We start from the raw sequence: 26,383 nt of genomic DNA on the forward strand, positions 1-26,383 counted from the left end.
CTTTCTTGTGGGGAGTCGTCAAAGGGATCGCGGTCGTTCTCGCTAGGCTGGCAAGCATGCCTGCTATCGCCAAGGTGCTCATCGCCAACCGCGGCGAGATCGCCGTCCGCATCATCCGCGCCGCCCGTGACTCCGGGATCGCCTCCGTCGCCGTCTACGCCGACCAGGATCGTGATGCCCTGCACACCCGCCTCGCAGACGAGGCCTACGCGCTCGGCGGCTCGACGAGCGCCGAGACCTACCTCCAGATCGAGAAGATCCTCTCGATCGCCCGCCGTGCCGGCGCCGACGCCGTGCACCCCGGCTACGGCTTCCTCGCCGAGAACGCCGAGTTCGCCCGCGCCATCATCGACGCGGGGATGACCTGGATCGGCCCCTCCCCCGAAGCCATCGAGGCCCTCGGTGACAAGGTGACCGCGCGTCACGTGGCCGAGAAGGTCGGCGCACCCCTCGCCCCCGGAACGCCGGGACCGGTCGAGGGCGCAGACGAGGTCATCGCCTTCGCGAAGGAGTTCGGCCTCCCGATCGCCATCAAGGCCGCCTACGGCGGCGGCGGACGCGGCCTCAAGGTCGCGCGTGAGCTCGACGAGGTGGCCGAGCTCTTCGAGTCCGCCACGCGCGAGGCCGTCGCCGCCTTCGGCCGCGGCGAGTGCTTCGTCGAGAAGTACCTCGACAAGCCGCGTCACGTCGAGACCCAGTGCCTGGCCGATGCCGAAGGCAACGTCGTCGTGATCTCGACGCGTGACTGCTCGCTGCAGCGCCGCCATCAGAAGCTCGTCGAGGAGGCGCCGGCTCCGTTCCTCACGCAGGAGCAGAACGACCTCCTCTACGCCGCCTCCAAGGCCATCCTCAAGGAGGTCGGCTACGTCGGCGCCGGTACCTGCGAGTTCCTCATCGGAGCCGACGGAACCGTCTCCTTCCTCGAGGTGAACACACGTCTGCAGGTCGAGCACCCGGTCTCCGAGGAGGTCACCGGCATCGACCTGGTACGAGAGCAGTTCCGTATCGCGGCCGGCGGCACCATCGACTACGACGACCCGAAGCCGCAGGGCCACTCGATCGAGTTCCGCATCAACGGCGAGGACCCCGGTCGCGGATTCCTGCCCCAGCCGGGCCCGATCCACGTCTTCAAGACCTTCGGAGGCCCCGGCATCCGTCTGGATTCCGGTGTCACTGCGGGCGACTCGGTCTCCGGTGCCTTCGACTCGCTGCTCGCCAAGATCATCGTGACCGGCAAGGACAGGGCAGAGGCCCTCGAGCGCTCGCGCCGTGCCCTCGACGAGTTCGAGGTCGCCGGCCTTCCCACCGTCATCCCGTTCCACCGCAAGGTCGTGCGCGATCCTGCGTTCACAGCGGAGAGCGGCGAGTTCGGCATCTTCACGCGCTGGATCGAGACCGAGTTCGTCAACGACATCCCGGCCTGGGACGGAGAGCTCGAGGCGCCGGCTGCCTCCGAAGCCCGGCACACGGTCGTCGTCGAGGTCTCCGGCAAGCGACTCGAGGTGAGCCTGCCGGACCGCGTCGCCGTCGCCGCAGGCACCGCTGGGCGCCCCGCCGCGGTTCCGCCGTCGCGCCGCAGCCATGCCACAACAGCCAACGCCGGAGCCTCGGGGGATGCCGTCAAGTCCCCCATGCAGGCCACGGTCGTGAAGATCGCGGTCGCCGACGGACAGCAGGTCGTCAAGGGCGATCTGGTCGTCGTACTCGAGGCCATGAAGATGGAGCAGCCGCTGCAGGCGCACAAGGACGGCGTCGTCGGCAACATCAACGCCGATGCCGGCGCCACGGTCTCCGCGGGACACCAGCTGCTCACCATCAGCTGATCCTCCCACTGACACGCGAAAGGCGCCCCACCGAAGTGGGGCGCCTTTGCTGTGCCTACGGGCGTCAGGAGATGTTCACGAGGTGCATCGCCCTGCTCGCGTCGGTGATGCTGCTGGACAGCGAGGGGTAGGCGGCGAAGACCCGCGAGACCTGATCGACCGTGAGGCGGCGCTCGACGGCGACCGCGATCGGGTAGATCAGCTCCGAGGCCTTCGGAGCGACGATCACACCGCCGATCACCGTACCGGAGCCCTTCCGCGCGATGAGCTTCACGAAGCCGTCCTTGATGCCCATCATCTTCGCGCGCGGGTTCGCCGCGAGAGGCAGCTTGTAGACCATGCCGTCCGCGACGCCATCCTCGACGTCTTTGACGCCGTAGCCGACCGTGGCGATCTCTGGCGCGGTGAAGATATTGGAGGTGATCTTGATCAGCTCCAACGGGATCACGATGTCGCCGAGGGCGTGGAACACCGCGGTGCGCCCCTGCATCGACGCGACGGAGGCCAACGGGAAGAAGTTCGTGCAGTCGCCGACGGCGTACACGTTGGGGACCGAGGTACGAGCGACCTTGTTCACCCGGACGTGCCCGGATTCGTCGAGCTCGACGCCGGCTTCCTCGAGACCGATGCCTGCGGTGTTCGGGATGGACCCGACGGCCATGAGGCAGTGGCTGCCCTCGACCGTGCGCCCATCGGACAGCGTGACGGTGACGCCGTCGTCCGTGACCTCCACCTTGTCGGCGCGCGACTTGGAGAGCACCTGCATTCCCCCGCGCTTGAAGACCTTCTCCAGCACCGCAGCCGCGTCCTTGTCCTCGCCGGGGAGCACCTGCTCACGGCTCGAGATCAGGGTCACCTTGGCGCCCAGGTTCATGTACGCGGAGGCGAACTCCGCTCCGGTGACACCGGATCCGACCACGATGAGGTGCTCGGGGAGCGCCTTCATGTCGTACAGCTGCGTCCACGTCAGGATGCGCTTGCCGTCGGGCTTTGCGGAGTCCAGCTCGCGCGGCGAGGCGCCGACGGCCACGACGATGGTGTCGGCCTCGACCCGGTCGAAGTCGGTGCCGCCCTGGCCGGTCGAGACGATGATCGCCGTGGGCCCTTCGAGGCGTCCGTGGCCGGACAGGATGCGCACACCGGCCTCGAGGAGCGTCGCGCGCATGTCCTCGGACTGCTGGCCGGCGAGCGCGAGGAGGCGCTTGTTCACGGCGGCGAGGTTGATCGCGATCTCGGGCTTGAGGGGGCGGGAGTGGTCGCCCTTGGCATAGAAGTTCACGCCGAGGTCGCTGGCCTCGGAGATGGCGACGGCCGCATCGGCGGTGGCGATCAGGCTCTTCGAAGGCACGACGTCGGTGAGCACGGCTGATCCGCCGACTCCCACCCGTTCGACCAGGGTAACCTCGGCACCCAACTGGGCGGCCGCGAGGGCCGCCTCGTAGCCGCCGGGACCGCCGCCGAGCACGGCGACGCGCTGAGTGCGCTCGAAAGTGGTGGAAGACATGGAATCCATTCTCGCGCAATCCTGGCACCCGAGCCTGCACCTTCCTAGAGTGGATCCATGCCCGAAACGCACAGCAACCCCCTCGACGACCCGACCGCGAACCCGTTCGAGGTGGCCGCGCAGGCCGCAGCCGACATCGCCCGTCTGACCGGCGTCGAGAACCACGACATCGCCCTCACCCTCGGCAGCGGCTGGGGCAAGGCGGCCGACATCATCGGCGAGACCGTCGCCACGATCCCCGCGACCGAGGTCACCGGCTTCTCGAAGCCCGCGCTCGAAGGCCACGTCGGCACACTGCGCAGCATCCGCACCCCCGGCGGCAAGAACGTCCTCGTCATCGGCGCGCGCACGCACTACTACGAGGCTCACGGCGTACGCCGCGTCGTGCACAGCGTCCGCACGGCAGCCGCGACGGGCGCCAAGATCATGGTGCTGACCAACGGAGCCGGCGGCATCCGCGAGACCTGGACCCCTGGCCAGCCCGTGCTGATCAGCGATCACATCAACCTCACGGCCGATTCGCCGCTCGAGGGCGCCACGTTCGTCGACCTCACCGATCTGTACTCGAAACGTCTTCGGGACGTCGCCCGCTCGATCGACCCCTCACTCGACGAAGGCGTCTACACGCAGTTCCGCGGCCCGCACTATGAGACCCCGGCAGAGGTGCAGATGGCCAAGCACATCGGCGGCCACATCGTCGGCATGTCGACTGCGCTCGAGGCGATCGCCGCGCGCGAGGCCGGCATGGAGATTCTCGGGTTCTCCCTGATCACCAACCTCGCCGCGGGAATCCAGCAGACCCCGCTCAGCCATGCCGAGGTGATCGAGGCCGGACGGGAGGCGGAGCCCGTGATCTCCGCGCTTCTGGCCAGGGTGGTCGAGGCCCTGTGAGCGAGGAGCGGCTCGCGCAGGCCCGCGCCTGGTTGCGCCAGGACCCCGACCACGAGACCCGCGACGAACTGGCAGGTGTGATCACCCGGGCCGCCGCCGGGGATGCGGACGCGATCGCCGACCTCGACGACCGTTTCCGCACGCGTCTCGCCTTCGGCACCGCCGGTCTGCGCGGTGAGCTCGGCGCCGGGAGCAACCGGATGAACCGGGTGCTGGTCGCGCAGGCCGCTGCGGGATTCGCCGCCTACCTGCGCGAGAAGTCGAACGGCCAGAAGTCGAACGGCCAGACGCCGACCGTGGTGATCGGATACGACGGGCGTCGCAACTCCCGCGTGTTCGCGACCGACTCCGCCGAGCTGTTCGCCGGAGCCGGACTGCGCGCGGTCCTGCTCCCCCGTCTGCTCCCCACCCCCGTCCTCGCGTTCGCCGTGCGCCACCTGGGAGCCGATGCCGGCGTGATGGTGACCGCGAGCCACAACCCGCCGAACGACAACGGGTACAAGGTGTACCTGGGCGGCGCGGATCAGGGGTCGCAGATCGTCGCTCCGGCCGATGCGGAGATCGCCGCGCACATCCAGCGGATGGCGGACGCCGGACCGGTGACGGCAATGCCGCGCTCCACGGAATACGAGGTCGCAGGCGAGGACGTCGTCGAGGCATACATCGCAGCGACCGCCGCCGTCGCCCCCGCCCCCGCCGGCACCACCGGGATGCGCTGGGTGTACACGGCGATGCACGGCGTGGGCTGGGAGACGCTGTCCCGCATCGTCAAGGACGCCGGATACCCGCAGCCGTTCGTCGTCGACGAGCAGCTCACGCCCGACGCCACCTTCCGCACCGTGTCCTTCCCGAACCCGGAGGAGCCCGGTGCCATGGATCTCGCTTTCGCGAGGGCTCGGCGCGTCAAGGCGGACTTCATCCTCGCCAACGACCCCGACGCCGACCGCCTGGCCGTCGCGATCCCCGACGACTCGGCAGCGGACGGCTGGCGTCGCCTCACCGGCAACGAGGTCGGACTCCTGCTCGGCGCGAGGGCGGCACGTGCTGCGGCGGGCACGCCAGGGGCATCACTCGCCTGCTCACTCGTCTCCTCCCCCGGCCTCGGCGCCGTCGCGACCCACCACGGACTCGACTTCCACGAGACGCTCACGGGCTTCAAATGGATCTCACGCGCCCCTGGCATCGTCTTCGGTTTCGAAGAGGCTCTGGGTTACCTCGTGAACCCGGAGACCGTGCGCGACAAGGACGGCGTGTCGGCCGCCGTCGCGGTCCTCGGCCTCGCGGCAGAGGCGCGCGACCGTGGAGCGACGCTCAGCGACCTGCTGGACGAACTCGGCGAGACCTACGGGCACTTCGCCAGCGGTCAGGTGTCGGTGCGCGTCGAAGACCTCTCGATCATCGGTACCGTGATGCTCGCCCTGCGCACGCTTCCGCCGACACACATCGCCGGTCGGTCGATCGCCTCGGCCGAGGATCTGCTGCAGGCGGGCCAGGGGCAGCCGTCCGGTGACGTGCTCCGCTACCGGCTGACGGACGGGTCCCGCGTGATCGTGCGTCCCAGCGGCACCGAGCCGAAGCTGAAGGTCTACATCGACGCGAAGGCGGACTCCGCCGAGCGCGCGCGAGAGGCCGTCGCCGAACTCGAAGCCGGGGTGCGCACCCTGCTCGACGAACGCTCCTGAGCATGCCGATCCGACGCATCATCGTCAGCGCGCACAACGGCGTGCACGCTCGTCCGGTGGCCGAGCTCGTGCGACTCGCGCAGTCGCACGGGTCTCCGGTCACCCTCCGCACGGCCGACGGCACCACCGTCGACCTGAGCAGCGTGCTGGCCGTGATGGACCTCGGGATCGCGACAGGAGATCCGGTCGAGATCGAGACCGCACCGTCTCCGACGTCCGAGGCCGTCCTCGATCAGCTCGCGGAGGTTCTCGCTCCCCGCGGCTGACCGCGACCCTCACCCGTCGATCACGGCGACGAGCTCGTCGAGGAACGCCTCGAAAGTCGTCCCCTTCCGGACGATCCGCTGCACGCTCTCGCGCTCGCTGAACACCTCGACGAGCTGCTCGAACACGGTCTGGAAAGCCGCACGGTCGCTCTCGCTGAACGCCGCGAGGGCGACGACCTGCACTCGCCCTCCGCCCCAGGCCGCTGAGCCGTCCGCGACGCCGATGGCGATGGCCGTGCGAGTGGCGGTCATCTGGAGCGCGTGCGGCACGGCGAGCGCATCCGTGAAGGCGGTCGACGACATCCGCTCCCGCACGATGGTGTTCTCGATGTAGTCCTCGCCGATCAGGCCCGCCTGCACCAGAAGACCGCCCAGACGCCGGATGATCGCCTCCTCCCCCTCATCCGGCAGGGGGAACACGTAGGCGTCCGCGAGGAAGTAGCGGGCGAGCTCACCGCGGAGGCGGGTGAGACGCCGTCCCCGCCGCACCCGCGCCGCCGCCTGCTGGATGCGGTCGACGTCGGCATCGGTCAGGAACGGCTGGATGCGTACGAAGCGGTCGCCGGAGGATCCCGGTTCGATGGTGCTGAGCACCAGATCGGTATCGAACGACGACCAGTCCGGATCGACATTGGTGACGACGGTGGTGACCTCGATGGCCGTCCCGAGGGAACGGTCGACGCTGGAGCGGAGCAGTTCGTGCAGCTCGTGATACCCCGGGCACACGATCGTGGCGGTGAGGATGGATTCCGCCTTGCGGCTGCGTTCGAGACGGCCGCCCACGTGCATGGCGATGTAGGCGATCTCGTCGTCGTGGATCGGCGTGCCGACGCGGTCGTGCAGGCCGCTCGCGATCGACACGGCCACCTCGAAGATCATCGGGTACGTCGCCTTCAACGACCGGGTGAGCGGGTTCCGCGTGAGGGCGCTCTCCTCCGCCCGCCGCAGCAGATTCTGCACGTGCAGGGCGAGACGCAGGACGAAGGTCTCATCGACGAGGTCGACCTCGAAGTCCTCGGCCGCACGCGTGATCTCCGCACGGACGGCGGCCTCGACCATCGGGTCGACGCCGCTGCGGGCGACCTCGCGTGTCGTCGCCTCCCCCGGCGCGACGATGCGCGTCAGCACGAGGGAGGCGAGGTGGCCGCTGTCGCCATCGCCGAGGACCACCGAGAAGTGCTCGAAGGCCAGGCGGGCGATGACCGCCCCCACGCGCGGGATCTCCTCGCGCGTGCCCGCCGGTGCAGATTCGAGCGTGTGTCCCGCAGCGACCCGCTCCGCGGCGATCGCGATGTGCAGCAGCACGTCGGAGATCGCGAGCTCGTTCACGTAGTAGCCGAGCTCACCCAACTCGCGCACCAGGGCCGATTTGAAGGGACCGACCGCGCCGGCGTCCACCGCCGATCCGGACAGCGCGCGCCGGAACGTCTCGGGATGGAAGGAGGCATCATCCATCTCGTCGTGGGCGAGCCTGCTGAGCAGACGGCGCTGCGCTGTCTCATTGCCGCGCAGACGCACGATCTCGCGCTCGCGCTCGAGCGTCAGGTCGGTGTCGTCGAGAAGGCCGCGCACGCGCACCAGATCCGCTTCGAGCGTCGCCTCGCTGACGTGCAGATCCTCCGCGGTGTCGAAGACATCGATGCCAGCCGGCTCATCGAGCAGGAGTCGCACCAGGGTGTGCAGGCGATCGCGAGGGGCCGATTCCCCGCCCTGACGCATGCGCATCGCACCCCGTGCACCGGATCCGGCGCGATACCCCGCGGGACCCGACTCGATCACGGCGGCTCCGGGCGTGCGAGCGTTCAGCGCCGCGACGTAGGAACGGATGCTGCGCGGGGTGACCCCCATGAGGTCGGCGAGGCTCGCGGCCGTAGCCCAGCCCTCCTGACGCAGCAGCGCGGCGAGGAGCTGGTCCTGACGCTGGCGCGACATGATCCTCCCCTCCCGCGTGCTGACTGCACCGTCTCGACGTGCTCTCCATGATGTCAGGTGGCCGGCGCCTCGGGGCGGAAGGCGCCGTTCCGCGGGGGCGGAAAGGATCCTGTTGGCGCGCACCCCTTCCTGGTTCCCAGACTGTTCTCAGGAAGTAGGTGGGCATCGATGAGGATCCTCGTGGTGTGCGGTGCGGGAGCATCGAGCACGTTCGTCGCGCAGCGGCTCCGCCGTGCCGCGGAGACGGCCGGTCTGGCCTGGGACGCATCCGCCGGGACGGAGGGCGCCGCCTCGGATTCCGACCACGACCTGATCCTGGTCGGCCCGCACCTGGCCGACCGCCTCGACGCCATCCGCGAGAGCTCGAACGCGCCGGTCGCCATCCTCCCGGACGACGTCTTCTCCGATCTCGACGGCTCGCGCACGCTCGTCCTCGCCCGTTCGCTCCTCGCCGCCGGCGAAACCCCGAAAGGAACATCATGACCGCCACCCGCACCGTCCGGATCGGCTCCTCCCACGGACTCCACGCCCGTCCAGCCAAGCTGTTCGCGCAGGCGGCGAAGGACTCCGGCATCGCCGTGACGATCGCCAAGGATTCCGGAAAACCCGTCAACGCGGCGAGCATCCTCGGCGTCATCGCCCTCGCGATCGAGCACGGCGACTACGTCACGCTCACGGCGGACGGCGACGGCGCGGAGAACGTGCTCGACACCCTCACCGAGCTCCTCACCACCGACCACGACCAGGACGCCGCCGGATGAGCGAGCTGCGCGGAGTGGGCATCGGTCTCGGGGTCGCCCAGGGGCCGATCGTCCGCATGGCCGAGGCGATGCCGGCCCCGGAGAACACGCCGAGCACCGCGGGGGCTGACGCCGAACGAGCCAGGGTCCGCGACGCCGTCTCGGTCGTGGCGAAGGAACTGAACGAGCGCGGCGAGGCAGCCGGAGGATCCGCGCAGGAGGTCCTCGAGGCGCAGGCCATGATCGCCGAGGACCCGACGCTCCAGGACGAGGTCGACACACGGATCGACGCGGGGGCGACGGCCGAGTGGGCCGTGCACGACGCATTCGCCGGGTTCCGCGCCACGCTCGAGGCGGTCGGCGGCTACCTCGGCGAACGCGCCGCGGACCTGGACGACATCGCGCAGCGAGTGCTCGCGCATCTTCGCGGCGTCGACGCCCCGGGTGTCCCGAACCCGGGACACCCGTTCGTGCTGGTCGCCCGCGACCTCGCGCCGGCGGACACCGCACTCCTCGATCTGGATCAGGTCCTGGCACTGATCACCACCGACGGCGGCCCGACCTCGCACACGGCGATCCTCGCCAGGGAGAAGGGCATCGTCGCGATCGTGGGCGTCGCCGACGGCGAGATGCTGACCACCGGCGAGACCGTGATCGTCGATGCGGCCAGCGGCGTGGTCACGCGCGAACCGACGGAGGACGAGAAGGCTCGCGCCACCGAGCGCGCTGCCGCTCGGCGGTCGGCCGACGCGGCCCCAACCACTCCCGGCGCTCTCGCCGACGGCACGCCTGTCGCGCTGCTCGCGAATCTGGGGAAGCCTGCAGATGCGGCCGACGCGGTCGCTCGGGGGGCCGAGGGCGTCGGGCTGTTCCGTACCGAGTTCCTGTTCCTCTCCTCCGCCCAGGCGCCCACCATCGCTCAGCAGCGCGAGTCGTACCGCGAGCTGCTCGCGGCCTTCCCCGGCCGGAAGGTCGTGGTGCGGATGCTCGATGCCGGCGCTGACAAGCCTCTGGCCTTCCTCAACGATGCACACGAGGAGAACCCGGCGCTCGGGCTCAGGGGTCTGCGGGCGCTGCGCGCCAGCGAGGACATCCTGCGGGAGCAGCTCACCGCACTCGCCGAGGCCGCCGCCGTGACCGAGGCCGATCTCTGGGTGATGGCTCCCATGGTCGCAACGGTCGAGGAGACCGTCTACTTCACGGGACTCGCACGCGAGTACGGGCTGAAGACCGCGGGAGTGATGGTCGAGATCCCGGCGAGCGCTCTGCTCGCCGATCGCGTGCTCGCGCACGCCGACTTCGCCTCGATCGGCACCAACGACCTCACGCAGTACACGATGGCTGCCGACCGGATGCTCGGCTCGGTCGCAGGGTTCCAGGACCCCTGGCACCCTGCCGTCCTCCGCCTCGTCCGCGAGGTCGGCGATGCAGGTGCCCGACTCGGCAAACCCGTCGGGATCTGCGGCGAAGCCGCCGCCGATCCGCTGCTCGCCGTGGTGCTGGTCGGTCTCGGCGCGACGAGCCTGTCGATGGCGCCTGCCGCCCTGGCCGATGTCCGTCATGCGCTGTCCGAGCGCACCCCGTCCGAGGCGCGGAGTCTCGCCAAGGCCGCCCTGGCCGCCGACGATGCCTCCTCCGCCCGAAACGCCGTGGCAGCCCTCGCCGCGGAACTCCCCCTCCACAAGAAAGAGACGACATCATGACGACGACGTCACCTGCCGCCACCAGACCCGGCGGCCTGCGCGTAGGAGTGCAGCGCTTCGGCACATTCCTCTCGGGCATGATCATGCCCAACATCGCCGCCTTCATCGCCTGGGGCTTCATCACGATGCTGTTCATCCCGAAGGGGTTCTTCGGCGCGGAGAGCCCGTTCGGCTGGCACTGGGCAGGCGTGTCCGAGATCCTCGGCGGTGGCGGCGACTCCGTCATCATCGGCTGGCAGGGCGCGATGACCGCCGTGGCTGAAGGCGCGGACGGCAACATCCTCGCCTACGTCGGACTGGTCGGCCCGATGGTGACGTACCTGCTGCCGCTGCTGATCGCGAACACCGCCGGCCGCATGGTCTACGGCGAGCGCGGAGGCGTCGTCGCCTCGATCGCCACCGTCGGCGTGATCGTCGGCACGAACATCCCGATGTTCCTCGGTGCCATGATCATGGGCCCCCTCGCCGCCTGGGTCATGAAGCAGGTCGACCGGCTGTGGGACGGCAAGATCAAGCCCGGCTTCGAGATGCTGGTCAACAACTTCTCCGCCGGTATCCTCGGCATGCTGCTCGCGATCTTCGGCTTCTTCGCCTTCGGCCCCGTGATGCTCGGCATCAGCGCCGCGCTCGGCACGGCCGTCGACTGGCTGGTCTCGCTGCAGCTGCTTCCGCTCGTATCGATCATCGTCGAGCCCGCGAAGGTGCTGTTCCTGAACAACGCCATCAACCACGGCGTGTTCACCCCGCTCGGCATCGAGCAGGCGACCGAGACCGGCAAGTCGATCCTGTTCCTCATCGAGGCGAACCCCGGGCCCGGCCTCGGTCTGCTCCTCGCCTTCACCTTCTTCGGGGTCGGTGCGGCGAAGGCATCCGCTCCCGGCGCGGCGATCATCCAGTTCTTCGGTGGCATCCACGAGATCTACTTCCCCTACGCCCTCAGCAAGCCGACCACGATCCTCGCCCTCATCGCGGGTGGTGCAGCCGGGGTCACCACGAACATGGTCCTCGGCGGGGGTCTCGCCTTCCCTGCAGCACCGGGAAGCATCATCGCCGTGACGGCTGCGGCCATCGGCCCGGGAGTCGGCAACCTCCTGGTCGTCTACCTCTCGGTCATCGTCGCAGCGACCGTGACCTTCCTCATCACCGGCGTGATCCTGCGGGCCTCCCGCAAGCGCGACCTCGAGGCCGAGGGCGACACCTTCGGCGCCGCGATCGCACAGACCGAGGCCAACAAGGGCAAGTCGTCCGCCGCGATGGACGCGCTGCGCACGTCGACGGCATCCGCGGCTCCGGAAGCCGCGACCGCCACGAGCGCGACCGTGATCTCCGCACCGATCGAGCGGATCGTGTTCGCCTGCGACGCCGGGATGGGCTCGTCCGCCATGGGCGCGAGCGTGCTGCGCAACAAGCTCAAGAAGGCCGGCATCGAGGACATCACGGTCACCAACCAGGCGATCGCGAACCTCGACGGAACGGCTGACGTCGTCATCACCCAGCAGCAGCTCACCGAGCGCGCCGAGGCGAAGTCGCCGAACTCCGTCCACGTCTCCGTGGACAACTTCATGAACTCGCCCCGCTACGAAGAAGTCGTCGAGATGGTGCGCGAGCAGCGAAAGGAAACAGAATGAGCGTCCTCACCCAGGATCAGGTCCGCATCCACCCCGGTGGTGCGACACGAGACGAGGCTCTGCAGGAGGCGACGGACATCCTCGTCGCCGCCGGTGCGGTCACCCCGGCCTACGTCGACGCGATGCGGCAGCGTGAGGAGACGGTGTCGACCTTCATGGGCAACGGCCTCGCCATACCGCATGGCACGAACGAGGCGAAGGACACGATCCTCGCCTCCGCATTGTCGGTCGTCCGCTATGACGGGGGCGTCGACTGGTCCGGCGAGCCCGCGACCTTCGTGATCGGCATCGCCGGCGTCGGGGACGAGCACCTGGAGATCCTCTCCCGCATCGCCATCCTGTTCTCCGAGGAGGACGATGTCGCCAGGCTGTCGGCGGCACAGACCGCCGAGGAGCTCTACGCCCTCCTCTCGGAGGTGAACGAAGGATGAAGGCGGTCCACTTCGGGGCGGGCAACATCGGGCGCGGGTTCGTCGGTCTGCTGCTGAGCGACGGCGGGTACGAGGTGGTCTTCTCGGACGTCGCCGATGCGCTCGTCGACGCGATCAACGAGGTCGACTCGTACACGGTGCACGAGGCCGGCCCCGGAGGGACCGATCACGTCGTGACCGGGTTCCGCGCGGTCAACAGCAGGACGCATCCGGCCGCGGTGGCCGAGGAGGTCGCCACCGCGGATGTCGTCACGACCGCGGTGGGCCCGACGGTGCTGCGGTTCGTGGCTCCGTCGATCGTCGCCGGACTCGCCCTGCGCAGTCCGGACTCCGCGCCGCTCCAGGTGATGGCGTGCGAGAACGCGATCGGGGCAACGGAGCTGCTGCGGCGGGAGATCGTCGCCGCAGCGGGCGCGGATGCAGAGACGCTGCTCGCGCGCGCGGTCTTCGCCAACACGGCCGTCGACCGCATCGTCCCGGCGCAGCCGGAGGGATCGGGGGTCGACGTGACGGTCGAGCCCTACTTCGAGTGGGCCATCGAGTCGGGACCCTTCGAGGGCGCGCTGCCGAACATCCCCGGCGCGCACTTCGTCGACGACCTGGCGCCGTACATCGAACGCAAGCTGTTCACGGTGAACACCGGCCATGCGGCGACCGCGTACTTCGGGGCGCGTGCGGGCATCGAGCGCATCTCGGACGCCCTCGCCGACTCGGACATCTCCTCGAGCGTCTCGGCGGCGCTCGAGGAGACGTCGGCCGTCCTGGTCGCCGAGCACGGGCTCGACCCGGCAGACCTCGCCGACTACCGCGCGACGATCCTGGAGCGCTTCCGCAACCCCGCGCTCGTCGACACCGTGCAGCGCGTCGGACGTCAGCCGCTGCGGAAGATCTCACGGCATGAGCGCTTCGTTGGCCCGGCGGCCATGGCCGCAGAGCGGGGGTTGCCCACCGACGCCTTGGTCGCCGCCGTGTCCGCAGCGCTCGAGTTCGACGATCCCGCCGACGAGCAGTCTGTCGAACTGCAGCAGCTGCTCCGTGCCGAGGACCCTGCCGCGTTCACCACCACCACGACAGGCCTCGACCCGGAGCACCCGCTGTTCCCGCTGATCCGGGACGCCGTCGCGGCCAGGCAACAGCGTCTGGGAGCTGTCTGACCCCTCGCTCAGAGACGCCCCCGTCTGCCGATACCATCGGTGGGCGGGGGCGTTTCTCGACACGACGGCGTGCGGGAGGACAGCGAGGTGCGGGAGCCACATGAACGGATATGCCGTGATCGGTGCGGGACCATCGGGCCTCGCCGCCGCACGAGCGCTGCAGAAGCGCGGGATCGGCGTGGACGGGTATGAGGCCTCGCACGGCGTCGGCGGCCTGTGGGACATCGACAATCCCCGCAGCACGATGTACGAGTCGGCTCACCTCATCTCCTCGCGGACCACGACGGAGTTCACCGAGTTCCCCATGCGCTCCTCGGTCGACTACCCGGGTCACCGCGTTCTCAAGGAGTACTTCGAGGACTACGCCGCCCACTTCGACCTCACCGCTCTGTTCCGGTTCGACACGCGCGTGACGCGGCTCGAACCGCGCGATGGCGGATGGGATCTCACGAGCACCGGCCCCGACGGCGTCGAGACCCGGTGGTACACGGGTGTCGTGCTGGCGAACGGAACGCTCGCCCGGCCGAACGTTCCCTCCTTCTCCGGCGAGTTCACGGGCGAACTGCTGCACACGAGCGCTTACAAGTCGCCGGAGCAGCTGAAGTCCAGACGGGTGCTGCTGATCGGCGCGGGCAACTCCGGCTGCGACATCGCGGTGGACGCCGTGCATCATGCGGTGTCCGTCGACATGAGCGTGCGGCGCGGCTACTACTTCGTGCCGCGCTACCTGTTCGGAAGACCCAGCGACACCCTGAACCAGGGCCGCCCACTGCCCGCCAGGATCAAGCAGGCGCTCGACAGCCGCGTGCTGCGCGCCTTCACGGGCGACCCCGTGCGCTTCGGATTCCCGAAGCCCGACTACCGCATCTACGAGTCGCACCCGATCGTGAACACCCTGATCCTGAACCACCTCGGGCAGGGCGATCTGCGGATCCGCGCCGACGTCGACCGGTTCGACGGGCCGACCGTGCACTTCCGCGACGGCGGCGCCGACGACTACGACCTCGTGCTGCTGGCCACCGGGTACACGCTCGACTATCCGTTCGTCGACAGGGAGCACCTGCACTGGCGAGGCGCTTCGCCGCGACTGTTCCTGAACGTGTTCCCGTCGTCGTTCAACGGTCTCTACGTGATGGGCATGATCGAAGCCTCCGGCATCGGCTGGCAGGGCCGCTACGAGCAGGCCGAGCTGCTGGCGGCCTATCTGAGCGCCGCCGAGGAGGAGCCGACGCGCGCCGCACGCTTCCGCCGACGCGTGACCGAGACCCCGTGGCCGGATGTCACCGGCGGCTACCACTACCTGGGCCTCGACCGGATGGCCTACTACGTGAACAAGGACGCCTACCGCACGGCCGTGCGACGGGAGAAGGGCGCACTCGAGGTGCCGGCCTGAGCGCAGCCGCCGTCGCGGGTCGCCGTTGCGAGAGCGCCGTCGTGCATCACCGGGTCACCGCGCGGAGTAGCGTTGTCCCGTGAAGAAGAAGTCCCACCGGATCCTGAGGCGCGTGCTGTGGAGCATCGCCATCGTGCTCGTGCTCGCCGTCGGCGGTGTACTCGCCTGGAGCCAGATCGGCGTCATGTCCGCGGAGCCGGAACCGCTCGCGGCCGTGCGCGAGAACCCGGCGATCACGGTGACCGACGCCGACCAGGGCATCGTGCTCGCTCCCGCGGACGGAGACTCGGACCTCGGCCTCGTGTTCATCCCCGGAGCCAAGGTCGACCCGTGGGCATACGCGGCCATCCTGCAGGGCCTGGCCGAGGACGGGGTCACCGTCGTGATCACGCGCCCATGGCTCAACCTGGCATTCTTCGACCCGCGCGGTCTCGACGCGTTCACCTCCGCGGCCCCCGGAATCGACGTGTGGAGCGTCGGCGGCCACTCACTGGGCGGGGTGCGTGCCTGTCAGCTCGCGTCCGATGCCGACGCGCTGGTGCTGTTCGCGTCCTACTGCGCGAACGACCTCTCCGGAAGCGACCTGCCCGTTCTGAGCCTCGCGGGGAGCGAGGACGGGCTGTCCACGCCCCAGAAGATCGCGGATGCCCGGCCCGAGCTGCCCGGCGATGCCGACCTGGTCGAGATCGAGGGCGCATCTCACGCCTCCTTCGGCGACTACGGTCCACAGGACGGCGACGGCACCCCGACCATCTCGAGCGACGACATGCATGCGGAGGTCACGCGTCTCGCCGGAGACTTCCTCGCCCCGCTCGCCCCCTGAGCCTCACTCCCCCACAGGGTCGAACCCGAGGTCGAGCACGGGGTCGAGTACGGGGTCGAGCAACGGATGCAGGTGTCGCGTTCGCAGCGCCGTCGCCGCTGACCGTGCTCCCGCCCGGAGGGCGGTAGGGACGTCGGCTCCGTCGAGCCGCGCATCGAGCACCCCAGCCAGGAAGGCATCTCCCGCCCCGTTCGTGTCGACGACATCGACGGATTCTGCAGGAACCCGGTGGACGGTGCCGTCTTCGTCGACCGCGACGGCACCGTCCGCGCCCAGAGTGCAGACGGCCAGACGGGTTCTCTCCGCGATGAGTGATCGGAGGAACCCGATCGGGTCGTCGAGTCTGTCGGCGTTGCAGAACACCGCGTCGGCGGCGTCGAGGAAAGGCCGATGGTAGTCCGCCGACCCGTCGTAGTCGTGCACGTCGACCCAGATCGGCGTACCGGTCGACCGGGCCAGGGGCAGCAGGCGCAGGGGTTCGGCCGCAAGGTCGAGCACGACGGCGTCGGCTGCCGCCATCTCCCCGTGCGCGAGCCGGTCGTGTTCACCCGTCGTCTCCCCCGGCGTGGCCAGGTAGAGCGAGACCCGCTCACCCGCGCGCGTCATCAGATTGAGATGCCGCTCCGTGACACCGTCATGCCAGTCCACCGGCACCCCCGCGGCACGTAGGGCCTCTCGGACGTGTACGCCCTCCCTGTCCACCCCGGCGGTGGCGTGGAGCCGGACAGACCTGCCCAGCGCGGTCAGGCTGAGCGCCTTGCCCGCGCTCGTGCCTCCGACCGTCTCCCAGGCGCTCTCGGCGAACTGCATGTGCGGTACCGGCTCCGGCAGCCGGTCGAGCACGACGATCGTGTTCCATGACGCCGGCCCGACGATGACGACGGAGGCGGACTCTGACGAGGAGGGCATGGCACCATCCTGCCGCGTGCTCCGCCCTCAGCCGATGCGCGAGACCAGCGCGTCGAGCCCCATGCCGTAGTCGATGCGCACGACGGGGAGAGCGAGCTTGTCGGTGCCGATCGTCACGTAACCGGGTTCGATGGTGCGTCCCATCTCGAATCCGGCCTGCGCGACTCCCTGCTTGGTCGTGTTGTTGTAGTGCCCGAACGGATAGGCGACCACCTGCCCCACGCCGAGCACGCCGGCCGACGTGGTGAGGTCGGCCGCGATCTGATCGGCCGTCCAGTTGACCATCCGGCCCTTGCCGTTGTCTCCGGCCTGGTGCATGTCGTGCGTGTGCGAGCGACGCTGCACGTAGATCGAGGGCGCGGGATCCTGCCGGTAGGCCGTGATCATGAACGACGTGCTGAGCAGCTTGTACCTGTCGACGACCGGCACCGCCAGATCGAACCACGACTGGTCGGCGTCGTCATCGGTGATGATCACGCTCTTGGCGGGAAGCGAGAGCCGACCGTCGATGAAGGCGCTGAGCTCGTCCCACGTCGGCAGGTAGAACCCCGTCGTCGCGATGTGGTTCATCTGCGCGTCGAAGTCGCCGATGTAGGCGTAGTTGCCCCGCAACCAGCCCTTCTCCCCCTCCGGGTTCGCCGTGAACTGGTGGTACATCAGGATGGGCACTCGCACGTTCTCCGCCGCGTTGTCCTCCGGCGTCCTCCATGCCGCGAAGAGCTCGACCTGTTGATCGGCGCACACCACGGGGTCTGCGCCGTTCACACGCGCGGCGACGGTGAGCGCCCCGGCGTCCGCAGCGCTCGAGTACCAGCCGGCGAACACCCTGCCGTCGAGCTGCGGGATCGGCAGTCCCTGGTAGAGGTCGTCCTGGAACTGCAGCATCGGATCGGTGGGCGCACCCTCGCCCGAGAACGTGACAGCGCAGGCGCGCGGGTCGTCCGCATCGGCGACGATCTGCTCCGCGGGAGTCAGCGGATGCTCGATCGCCATGGACTGCGCCTTCGGGACGGTGTTCTCCGGCGTGCGGTTCATCCAGGCGAAGGCGGCGATGCCTCCTCCGACCACGACGGCCGCCGCGATCGTGCCGACGATGACGGCGGTTCGTGCGGCCCGTTTCTTCCCCCCGGAAGCCATGATCAGGCGTCGAAGCCTTCGGCGATCATCTCCACGAGCTCCTCGCGCTCCTCGACGGGCAGGAATGCCGCAGCAGCCGCATTGAACTGGAACGTCTCGAGGTCGTCGAGGTCGTACTCGAACGTCTCGACCAGCCGGGCGAGTTCCCGTGTGAGAGACGTGGCGCTCATGGTGCGGTTGTCGACGTTCACGGTCACCGCGAACCCGAGCTGGTAGAGAAGGTCGAACGGGTGATCCACCATCGTGTCGCCCCACGCGGCGATCGCTCCGGTCTGCAGGTTCGACGACGGCGAGAGCTCGAGCGGGATCTCACGGTCGCGCACCCAGCGAGCGAGGTCGCCGAACTGCACCTGCACCTCGTCGCCCTCCTGCGTGATGACCTGGAGGTCCTGCGCGATGCGCACGCCGTGGCCGAGGCGCAGGGCGCGCCCGTCCAGCAGCGCCGAGCGGATCGAGGCCAGGCCGGCCGCCTCGCCCGCATGCACGGTGACGGGGAAGAAGTTCTCGGCGAGGTAGTCGAACGCCTTGCGGTGGTTCGACGGCGGGAATCCGTCCTCCGGTCCCGCGATGTCGAAGCCCACCGCACCGCGACCGCGGAAGTCGACCGCGAGCTCGGCGATCTCGAGGGCGCGGTCGGTGTGGCGCATCGCGGTGATGAGCTGCCCGACCCGGATGCTGCGTCCGGAGCGGTCGGCGAGGTCTTCTCCCTCTTCGATGCCCTGCTGCACGGCTTCCACGGTCTGCTCGAGCGTGAGACCGCGAGCCAGATGCTGCTCTGGTGCCCAGCGCACCTCGCCGTAGATCACTCCGTCGGCGGCGAGATCCTGCACGAACTCGCGCGCGACGCGGGTGAGCCCCTCCTGGGTCTGCATCACGGCGGTGGTGAGGTCGAACGTCTTGAGGTACTCGACCAGAGAACCCGAGTCGCTCTGCTTCGCGAACCACGAACCCAGAGCAGCAGGCTTCGACTCGGGAACGTCCAGTCCGATCTCATCCGCGAGCTCGATGATCGTGGCGGGCCGTACCGCACCGTCGAGGTGGTCGTGCAGCGACACCTTGGGCAGGCTCCGCAAGGAGACTCCCTGAAGCGTGACGTCGCCGTTCGCATCGATCGACATGGTGATCCTCTCGGTCGCGGATGTGCTCAGATCAGGCTAGCGGTCCGACGTCACGAGGTGATGCGCTCGCGGACGATGGGACCGGTGACCGGCGCCTCGTCCCCGATCTCCCACGAGCCATCGAGCGCGTCGAGCGCCCGGCCGAAACGAGCATCGTCTGCGGCGGAGAGGGTGAACAGCGGCTGACCGGCGACGACGCGATCGCCGGGCTTCGCGTGCAGATCGATTCCCGCTTCGAAGATCACGGGATCCTGCGCCCTGGCGCGACCCGCGCCGAGACGCCAGGCGGCGACGCCGAACGGAAGGGCGTCCATGCGCGTGACGACGCCGTCGGCCGGTGCGAGCACCTGGTGCGTCTCCCGTGCCGTCGGCAGCTCGGCATCCGGATCGCCGTCCTGCGCGCGGATCATCGCCTTCCAGGTGTCCATGGCACGCCCGTCGTCGAGCGCGGCCTCCACGTCGGCGTCCGGCTGTCCGGCGAGGGCCAGCATCTCGCGCGCCAGGGCGATGGTCAGCTCCCGCACGTCGGAGGGTCCGCCACCGGCGAGGATCTCCACCGACTCCCGCACCTCGTTCGCGTTTCCGATCGCGAGGCCGAGCGGGACGTTCATGTCGGTCAGCAGGGCGGTCGTCGCGACGCCGGAGTCGGTGCCGAGGGCGACCATCGTGCGCGCCAGCTCGCGAGCGCGGTCGATGTCCTGCATGAACGCACCGGATCCGAACTTCACGTCGAGCACGAGGGCATCCGTCCCCTCCGCGATCTTCTTCGACATGATGCTGGAGGCGATCAGCGGGATCGCCTCCACGGTGCCGGTGACGTCGCGGAGCGCGTAGAGCTTCTTGTCGGCGGGAGCGAGCCCGGAGCCGGCGGCGCAGATGACAGCGCCCACGTCGCCCTGCATCTGCGCGAACATCTCCTCGTTGCTGAGAGCCGCGCGCCAGCCGGGGATCGACTCGAGCTTGTCGAGCGTGCCGCCGGTGTGTCCGAGACCGCGACCGCTCAGCTGCGGCACCGCCACACCGAAGGATGCCACCAGAGGCGCGAGCGGCAGCGTGATCTTGTCACCGACACCACCGGTGGAGTGCTTGTCGACGGTGCGCTTGCCGAGCGAGGCGAAGCTCATCCGCTCCCCCGACGCGATCATCGCATCCGTCAGCACCCGGATCTCGTCGCGCTCCATGCCGCGCTGGAAGATCGCCATCGCGAACGATGCCATCTGCGCGTCCGACACGTAGCCCCGCGTGTAGGCGTCGACCATCCAGCGCAGCGCGGGCTCGGGCACCGCACCGCCGTCGCGCTTGGCGCGGATCACATCGATCGCATCGAACGGTTCGATGGCTCCCTGAGCCTGTCCAGCGGTCATCGTGCTTCCTCCAGGTCGCGCGGCCCGAACGCATCGGGCAGCACCTCGTCGATCGTGCGGATGCCGGAGACGGTCTCCAGCAGCATCCCGGGCATCGCATGCTCGAACAGCAGCTGGCGGCAGCGCCCGCACGGCATGATCGTCTGCCCCTCGTTGTTCACGCACACGAAGGCGACGAGCTGGCCGCCGCCCGACATGTGCAGGTCGCCCACCAGAGCGCACTCCGCGCACAGCGTCACACCGTACGAGGCGTTCTCGACGTTGCAGCCGGCCACGATCCGACCGTCGCCCACGAGGGCCGCCGCCCCCACGCGATAGCGCGAGTAGGGCGCGTAGGCCTTGGTCATGGCGTCGGTCGCGACCTGGCGCAGTTCATCCCAGTCGATGTCCGTCATTGCGATGCTTCTCTCTTCCCGGCAGGGCTACGACTTGATGTAGGGCTTGCCGTCGGCGGCAGGCGCCTTGATCTGGCCGGCGAACCCGGCGACCGCGAGCAGCGTCACGACGTACGGCAGCATCAGCATGAACTCGCCGGGGATCGGCGTCTTCAGGATCGACAGCAGGTTCTGCAGGTTGGTGGCGAAGCCGAACAGCAGGGCGGCGAGGGTCGCACGGATCGGATCCCAGCGACCGAAGATCACCGCGGCGAGGGCGATGAAGCCGAGCCCCGCCGTCATGTCCTTGCCGAACTGCGGTACCGAGACGAGTGTGAAGTACGCACCACCCATGCCCGCGATCGCGCCGGCCAGCAGCACGTTCCAGAATCGCGTCGGGTTGACCTTGATGCCCACCGTGTCGGCCGCCTGCGGGTGCTCGCCGACGGCACGCAGCCGCAGACCCCAGCGCGTGCGGTACAGGCCCCATGCCACCACCGCGACGGTGATGAACATCAGGTACCCGATGAACGTCTGGTTGAAGAGCACGGGGCCGATGATGGGGATGTCGCTGAGCAGCGGGATCTCGAAGCGCGGGAACCGCACCGGGGCGTTCAGCGTCGCCTCGTTCGGGGCCAGCAGGGCGCCGTAGAGGAACCCGGTGAGGCCGGTGACGAGCACGTTGAGCACGACACCGACGATGACCTGCTCGACGAGGTACTTGATCGCGAACGCGGCGAGGACGCTCGCCACGAGGACGCCGCCGATCATCGCGCCGACAAGGCCGACGAACGGGTTGCCGGTGATGCTGGAGAGCAGCGCGGCGGAGAAGGCGCCCAGCAGCAGCTGGCCCTCGATCGCGACGTTGACCACACCGGCACGCTCGCCGATGACACCACCCAGCGCGCCGAACACCAGCGGCACCGAGAGCGACACCGCGCCGAACAGCAGGCTGGTGACGGGGACGAGCCCGCCTGCCGCAGCCCAGACCAGGAAGGCGAACACGGCGAGCACGCCGTAGGCCACCACGAGCCACAGCGACGGCTTGCGATAGGTCCAGGCGCGGAGGAACGCTCCGACGGTCAGGACCACCAGGATGCCGAAGACGACCCAGAAGGTCGAGGCGGTCGGCAGGGCGACGTCGGGCAGGGCGAGTGCCGACGACTGGTCGGAGAGCCGGAACGTGCTGATGCCGTCGCGCGGCACGAGCAGGAACAGCAGCGCCAGGAGCACGGTGGCTCCGGCGAGCACGATCGGCGCCTTGAGGTGCCGTTCCTTGACGGTCGCGAGCTGCACTGTGCCGTCCGCGGCCTGGGTCTGCACGAGGGACATCATGCCGCCACCGCCTTCTTCGCGGCCTTGGCTCTGAGCCTCGCCGCCTTCTCGATGTCGGTCTTCGGGAGGAAGAACACCGTGCGCAGCAGCGGCGGCGCGGCGATGAAGAGCACCACGAGCGACTGCACGACGAGCACGATGTCGACCGGGATGTTCTGCGCCTGCATCGAGAACGAACCCGCCTTGAGCGCACCGAACAGGATGCCGGCCGCGAACGTGCCCCAGGCGCGGCTGCGTCCGAGGAGCGCGACCGTGATCGCGTCGAAGCCGATGCCGGCGTCGATGGTCTCCGTCACACCCGTGGTGACGGCGCCCTGGATCTGGTTCATGCCGGCGAGGCCGGCCAGACCGCCGGCGAAGAGCATCGCGTAGACGTAGATGCGCTGCACGCTGATGCCCGCCGCACGAGCCGCATGCGGGTTCTCACCCACTGCGCGCATGCGCATGCCGAGGGACGAGCGCTCGATGAGCCACCACACGAACAGCGTGGCGACGATCACGATCACGAAACCGAGGTCGAGCAGCGGGAACTGCGGACCGAGCAGGGTCGGGAACTGCGCGCTCTCCGGAGTCGCGGAACCCAGGGCCTGGTTGGTCCCCGGCTTCTGGAGGAGTCCGGGGGTGCGGATCATCCACAGCAGGAGGTAGTAGGCGATGTAGTTGAGCATGATGGTGAGGATCACCTCGTGCGCACCGGTGCGCGCCTTGATGAGCCCCGCGATCGCACCCCAGAGTGCACCGCCCGCGATTCCCGCGATGAGCGTGACCGGGATGTGCAGCCAGATCGGCAGGTCGAGCGAGAACGTCAGCAGGGCCGCGACGGCGACACCGATGAGCATCTGGCCGCGGGCACCGATGTTGAACAGACCGACGCGGAACGCGAGTGCGACGCCGAGACCGGCCGCGATGAGCGGTGCCGCGAAGCCGAGCGTGTTCGTCAGGGGACGGATCTGCGCGGCGAAGTCGGCTCCGCGGGCGTTGAAGATCGCCCCGCGGAACAGCGCCTCGTACCCGTTGTACACCGCGTTCCAGGCGGCGACGAAGGTGTCGCCGGGCTGCGCGAAGAAGTAGACGGAGGCCGCCTGCACGTCTTCGTTCGTCAGGGCGATCAGGATGCCGCCGACGATGAGGGCCAGGACGATCGCGAGGATCGTCGTGACGGCACTCCCCCGGAGGATCTCCTTGAGGATCACGTTTCCGCGCGGAGGCGGGGGGACATCGCTGGGGTCGCGCGGAACCGTGCCGGTGCTCGTGGCGAGCTCCTGCGGCGGGATCCCCTTGGTCACGTCTCCTGCGCCGGGTGTCGCTCCGCTCACGCGGCCACCTCCCCTTCGGCCGCTCCGGCCATCATGAGTCCGAGCGTCTCCCGAGGCGTGTCGCCGGGGACGATGCCGACGATCGTGCCGCGGTACATGACCGCGATCCGGTCGGCGAGAGCTGCGACCTCGTCGAGCTCCGTGGAGACGACGATCACCGGCACACCGGCGTCTCGCGTCTCGATGATGCGCTTGTGGATGAACTCGATCGAGCCGACGTCGACACCACGGGTGGGCTGTGCCGCGACGAGAAGACGAAGCTCTCGGCTCATCTCCCTGGCGATCACGACCTTCTGCTGGTTTCCGCCGGACAGCGTGCCCGCCGGCGTCTCCGGCCCCTGGGTACGGATGTCGTACTCCTTGATGCGCGCGCGGGCGAACTCATCGAGCACCCCGCGGCGCAGGGTCCCGGCCCGGCTGAACGCGGGGTCGTCCGAACGATCGAGGATCAGGTTCTCCGCGACCGAGAACCCGGCGACCAGGCCGTCCTCGGTGCGGTCCTCCGGCACGAAGCCGACACCGGCATCGAGGATCGCCCGCACGCTCTTGCCGACCAGCTCGTTGCCATCCAGTTCGATGCTGCCCTCGACGCGGGCGGCGAGACCGACGATCGCCTCGACGAGCTCGGTCTGCCCGTTGCCCTGGACGCCGGCGATCGCGAGCACCTCCCCTGGGCGGACGGCGAAGTCGACACCGTCGACGACGATCGCGCCCGCGGGAGTCAGCACGCGGAGGTTCTTGACCTCGAAACCGCCCTCGCCCAGGCGGGGCGGTTCCTTGTGCACGGTGAGCTCGACGGCTCGTCCCACCATGAGAGAGGCGAGCTCGGCGTTGGTCGCCGTCGGCGAAGCCTCGCCGACGACGCGGCCGAGGCGGACGATGGTGATCTTGTCCGCGACCTCGCGGACCTCACGAAGCTTGTGGGTGATGAAGACGATCGCCGTGCCCTCGTCACGCAGCTGACGCATGATGCCCATCAGCTCGTCGGTCTCCTGTGGGGTGAGCACGGCCGTCGGCTCGTCGAACACCAGCACCTTGGCATCGCGGGAGAGCGCCTTGATGATCTCGACACGCTGCTGCACGCCCACGGGGAGGTCGCCGACGAGGGCGTCCGGGTCGATGTCGAAGCCGAAGCGGGCGGCGACCGAGCGCACGTGCTCTCGCGCCTTCGCGATGTCGAGCCTGCCGAGGGCCTTGGTCTGCTCGTGACCGAGCATCACGTTCTCCGCCACCGTGAACACGGGGACGAGCATGAAGTGCTGGTGGACCATGCCGATCCCCGCAGCCATCGCGTCTCCGGGACCGCGGAAGCGCTGCACCTCATCGTTGAGGAGGATCTCGCCCTCGTCGGCCTGGTACAGGCCGTAGAGCACATTCATGAGGGTGGACTTGCCTGCGCCGTTCTCACCGAGCAGCGCATGGATCTCCCCCGGTTCGACAACGAGATCGATGTGATCGTTGGCGACGAGGGTGCCGAAGCGCTTGGTGATGCCGCGAAGTTCGAGCTTCATATCTGCACCTTATCCAGAAGAGTATCCAGAAGATTATCCAGAGGAGTCGTGGACGGATTCGTCGTCCGCCCACGGCACGGGGCGAGTGGCGTACTGCTCACCACTCGCCCCGTGCGGGAACTGCGACGGATCTACTTGGCCGTCGGGGAGTTCGGGGACTCCACCTTGATGTCACCCGAGACGATCTGCTCCTGCAGGGTCTTGAGCTCGTCCATCAGGCCGTCGGGAAGCTGCGACTCGAAGTCGCCGAAGCCGGAGAGCTTCACGCCCTCGTTCTCGAGCGTGCCCACGTAGGGAGCCGGGTCGAACTCGCCCTTCGCAGCGGCGAGGGTCGCGTCCTTCACAGCCACGTCGATCGCCTTCATGATCGAGACGAGCGTGATGTCGGCGACCTGCGGGTCGGCGACGGCGAGGTCGCTGTCGACACCGAGCATCAGGGTGTCCTTGCCGCTGTCCGCGATCGCGGCCGCGGCGCTCTGGTACACGGGACCGCCGACGGGGAGGATCACGTCGACGCCCTGGTCGAGCACGCCCTGCGCGGTCTGCTTGGCGGTGTCGTTCGCGTCGAAGCCACCGGTGAAGGAGCCCTTCTGCGTGGCCTCGTCCCAACCGAAGACCTCGACAGCGGCCGACTTGTCCTCGTTGTACTTCTCGACGCCGAGCTGGTAGCCGTCCATGAACACGGCGACCGACGGGATCTGCATTCCGCCGAAGGTGCCGACCTTGTTGACACCGCTCTGCGCGGACCATGCCGCGGCGGCGTAGCCACCGAGGTAGGCGGCCTGAGCCGTGTCGAAGACCAGCGGCTTGATGTTCGGAGCGTCGACGTTGCCGTCGAAGTCGTTGTCGGCCCAGTCGTCGATGATCGCGTAGTCGATCTCGGGGTTCGCGAGCGCGGACTCGACCGTGGCGGCCGACAGCTTGAAGCCGACGGAGACGATCAGCGAGCAGCCCTCGGAGACGGCGGTCTCCAGGTTCGGCGCGTAGTCGTTGTCATTGGCCGACTCGAATTCGAGCGGCTTGATGTCCAGCTCCTCGGCGGCGCTGTCCATGCCCTCCTTGGCGGACTGGTTGAACGACTTGTCGTTCCAGCCGCCGGCGTCGGAGACGAGGCAGGGCAGGAAGTCCGAGGCAACCGGCTCGCCGGAGCCGGCGGGCTTGTCGGTCGGTGCCTGGCCGCAACCGGCGAGTGCGAAGACGACGCCAGCGGCGACGGTGACGCCGAGCAGCTTCTTGGTGGTGGAGATGGTCAACTGATGCCTCCCTCAACGAAACCGCGGCCATCGCGGATCGATCAAAGTTACCTAGTGTTTCGGTTTTTGTGCACACCGGCGCCGCACGTGCTGGCC

Annotated in this window: 23 protein-coding genes; 12 read left to right on the top strand and 11 right to left on the bottom strand. The window is 69.0% G+C overall.

Annotated features, from left to right (window positions below; all coding sequences use genetic code 11):
• Positions 1-56: 56 nt before the first annotated feature.
• Positions 57-1,823, top strand: a complete 1,767-nt coding sequence (locus tag HDC31_RS11220; RefSeq protein ID WP_046748961.1) for a biotin carboxylase N-terminal domain-containing protein — start codon at positions 57-59, stop codon at positions 1,821-1,823.
• A 64-nt stretch (positions 1,824-1,887) separates the two neighbouring features.
• Here HDC31_RS11220 and HDC31_RS11225 read toward each other — a convergent pair whose 3' ends face one another.
• Positions 1,888-3,336 (bottom strand): NAD(P)H-quinone dehydrogenase, encoded by a 1,449-nt coding sequence (locus HDC31_RS11225; protein WP_046748960.1) that lies wholly within the window; start codon positions 3,334-3,336, stop codon positions 1,888-1,890.
• Positions 3,337-3,384: 48 nt separating this feature from the next.
• Between HDC31_RS11225 and HDC31_RS11230 the strand changes: the two genes are divergently transcribed.
• From HDC31_RS11230 to HDC31_RS11240, 3 genes are read left to right on the top strand one after another with little or no spacing between them, the layout of a single operon-like run.
• The gene (locus tag HDC31_RS11230; RefSeq protein ID WP_046748959.1) at positions 3,385-4,218 is read left to right on the top strand and encodes a purine-nucleoside phosphorylase; all 834 of its coding nucleotides are present in this window, start codon (positions 3,385-3,387) and stop codon (positions 4,216-4,218) included.
• Positions 4,215-5,900 carry a phospho-sugar mutase gene (locus HDC31_RS11235; protein ID WP_113681215.1) on the top strand — a complete coding sequence of 562 codons (1,686 nt, stop codon included), beginning with the start codon at positions 4,215-4,217 and terminating at the stop codon, positions 5,898-5,900. The genes HDC31_RS11230 and HDC31_RS11235 overlap by 4 nt, the downstream gene beginning before the upstream one ends.
• Positions 5,901-5,902: 2 nt before the next feature.
• Positions 5,903-6,166, top strand: a complete 264-nt coding sequence (locus HDC31_RS11240) for an HPr family phosphocarrier protein (protein ID WP_046748957.1) — start codon at positions 5,903-5,905, stop codon at positions 6,164-6,166.
• Between the two features lie 9 nt (positions 6,167-6,175).
• Here the strand turns inward: HDC31_RS11240 and HDC31_RS11245 are convergent, their stop codons facing one another.
• On the bottom strand, positions 6,176-8,098 hold the full coding sequence (locus HDC31_RS11245; protein WP_113681214.1) for a PRD domain-containing protein: 1,923 nt from the start codon (positions 8,096-8,098) through the stop codon (positions 6,176-6,178).
• Positions 8,099-8,266: 168 nt separating this feature from the next.
• On the opposite strand from HDC31_RS11245, the gene HDC31_RS11250 reads away from it, so the two are divergent.
• From HDC31_RS11250 to HDC31_RS11285, 8 genes are all read left to right on the top strand, one after another.
• The gene (locus HDC31_RS11250) at positions 8,267-8,581 is read left to right on the top strand and encodes a PTS sugar transporter subunit IIB (RefSeq protein WP_113681213.1); all 315 of its coding nucleotides are present in this window, start codon (positions 8,267-8,269) and stop codon (positions 8,579-8,581) included.
• The gene (locus HDC31_RS11255) at positions 8,578-8,859 is read left to right on the top strand and encodes an HPr family phosphocarrier protein (protein ID WP_046748954.1); all 282 of its coding nucleotides are present in this window, start codon (positions 8,578-8,580) and stop codon (positions 8,857-8,859) included. The genes HDC31_RS11250 and HDC31_RS11255 overlap by 4 nt, the downstream gene beginning before the upstream one ends.
• The gene (gene ptsP / locus HDC31_RS11260; protein WP_179516116.1) at positions 8,856-10,541 is read left to right on the top strand and encodes a phosphoenolpyruvate--protein phosphotransferase; all 1,686 of its coding nucleotides are present in this window, start codon (positions 8,856-8,858) and stop codon (positions 10,539-10,541) included. The genes HDC31_RS11255 and ptsP overlap by 4 nt, the downstream gene beginning before the upstream one ends.
• On the top strand, positions 10,538-12,169 hold the full coding sequence (locus HDC31_RS11265) for a PTS mannitol transporter subunit IICB (protein WP_113681706.1): 1,632 nt from the start codon (positions 10,538-10,540) through the stop codon (positions 12,167-12,169). The genes ptsP and HDC31_RS11265 overlap by 4 nt, the downstream gene beginning before the upstream one ends.
• Entirely contained in the window at positions 12,166-12,600 is a 435-nt protein-coding gene (locus HDC31_RS11270; RefSeq protein WP_046748951.1) for a PTS sugar transporter subunit IIA, read from the top strand. Before HDC31_RS11265 ends, HDC31_RS11270 begins: the two co-directional genes overlap by 4 nt.
• Positions 12,597-13,754 carry a mannitol-1-phosphate 5-dehydrogenase gene (locus HDC31_RS11275; RefSeq protein ID WP_046748950.1) on the top strand — a complete coding sequence of 386 codons (1,158 nt, stop codon included), beginning with the start codon at positions 12,597-12,599 and terminating at the stop codon, positions 13,752-13,754. The genes HDC31_RS11270 and HDC31_RS11275 overlap by 4 nt, the downstream gene beginning before the upstream one ends.
• Positions 13,755-13,854: 100 nt before the next feature.
• The gene (locus tag HDC31_RS11280; protein WP_113681705.1) at positions 13,855-15,147 is read left to right on the top strand and encodes an NAD(P)/FAD-dependent oxidoreductase; all 1,293 of its coding nucleotides are present in this window, start codon (positions 13,855-13,857) and stop codon (positions 15,145-15,147) included.
• 79 nt (positions 15,148-15,226) lie between these two features.
• On the top strand, positions 15,227-15,970 hold the full coding sequence (locus tag HDC31_RS11285; protein ID WP_046748948.1) for an alpha/beta hydrolase: 744 nt from the start codon (positions 15,227-15,229) through the stop codon (positions 15,968-15,970).
• Between the two features lie 3 nt (positions 15,971-15,973).
• Here the strand turns inward: HDC31_RS11285 and HDC31_RS11290 are convergent, their stop codons facing one another.
• From HDC31_RS11290 to HDC31_RS11330, 9 genes are all read right to left on the bottom strand, one after another.
• On the bottom strand, positions 15,974-16,879 hold the full coding sequence (locus tag HDC31_RS11290) for a carbohydrate kinase family protein (protein WP_113681704.1): 906 nt from the start codon (positions 16,877-16,879) through the stop codon (positions 15,974-15,976).
• A gap of 27 nt (positions 16,880-16,906) precedes the next feature.
• Positions 16,907-18,016: a polysaccharide deacetylase family protein gene (locus HDC31_RS11295; RefSeq protein WP_113681703.1), complete on the bottom strand. Its 1,110-nt coding sequence runs from the start codon at positions 18,014-18,016 to the stop codon at positions 16,907-16,909.
• 2 nt (positions 18,017-18,018) lie between these two features.
• Positions 18,019-19,134, bottom strand: a complete 1,116-nt coding sequence (locus HDC31_RS11300; RefSeq protein WP_113681702.1) for an adenosine deaminase — start codon at positions 19,132-19,134, stop codon at positions 18,019-18,021.
• A 50-nt stretch (positions 19,135-19,184) separates the two neighbouring features.
• Positions 19,185-20,498: a thymidine phosphorylase gene (locus tag HDC31_RS11305; protein WP_179516117.1), complete on the bottom strand. Its 1,314-nt coding sequence runs from the start codon at positions 20,496-20,498 to the stop codon at positions 19,185-19,187.
• On the bottom strand, positions 20,495-20,893 hold the full coding sequence (locus tag HDC31_RS11310; protein ID WP_017828470.1) for a cytidine deaminase: 399 nt from the start codon (positions 20,891-20,893) through the stop codon (positions 20,495-20,497). The genes HDC31_RS11305 and HDC31_RS11310 overlap by 4 nt, the downstream gene beginning before the upstream one ends.
• 27 nt (positions 20,894-20,920) lie before the next feature.
• Positions 20,921-22,204: an ABC transporter permease gene (locus HDC31_RS11315; protein ID WP_371861866.1), complete on the bottom strand. Its 1,284-nt coding sequence runs from the start codon at positions 22,202-22,204 to the stop codon at positions 20,921-20,923.
• On the bottom strand, positions 22,204-23,523 hold the full coding sequence (locus HDC31_RS11320; protein WP_046748942.1) for an ABC transporter permease: 1,320 nt from the start codon (positions 23,521-23,523) through the stop codon (positions 22,204-22,206). Before HDC31_RS11320 ends, HDC31_RS11315 begins: the two co-directional genes overlap by 1 nt.
• Positions 23,520-25,034 (bottom strand): ABC transporter ATP-binding protein, encoded by a 1,515-nt coding sequence (locus HDC31_RS11325; protein ID WP_046748941.1) that lies wholly within the window; start codon positions 25,032-25,034, stop codon positions 23,520-23,522. Before HDC31_RS11325 ends, HDC31_RS11320 begins: the two co-directional genes overlap by 4 nt.
• Before the next feature lie 131 nt (positions 25,035-25,165).
• Entirely contained in the window at positions 25,166-26,287 is a 1,122-nt protein-coding gene (locus tag HDC31_RS11330; protein ID WP_058631796.1) for a BMP family protein, read from the bottom strand.
• Positions 26,288-26,383 lie beyond the last annotated feature (96 nt).

Origin of the sequence: Microbacterium sp. JAI119, from assembly GCF_013410135.1 — a bacterium.
Lineage (GTDB): Bacteria > Actinomycetota > Actinomycetes > Actinomycetales > Microbacteriaceae > Microbacterium > Microbacterium oxydans.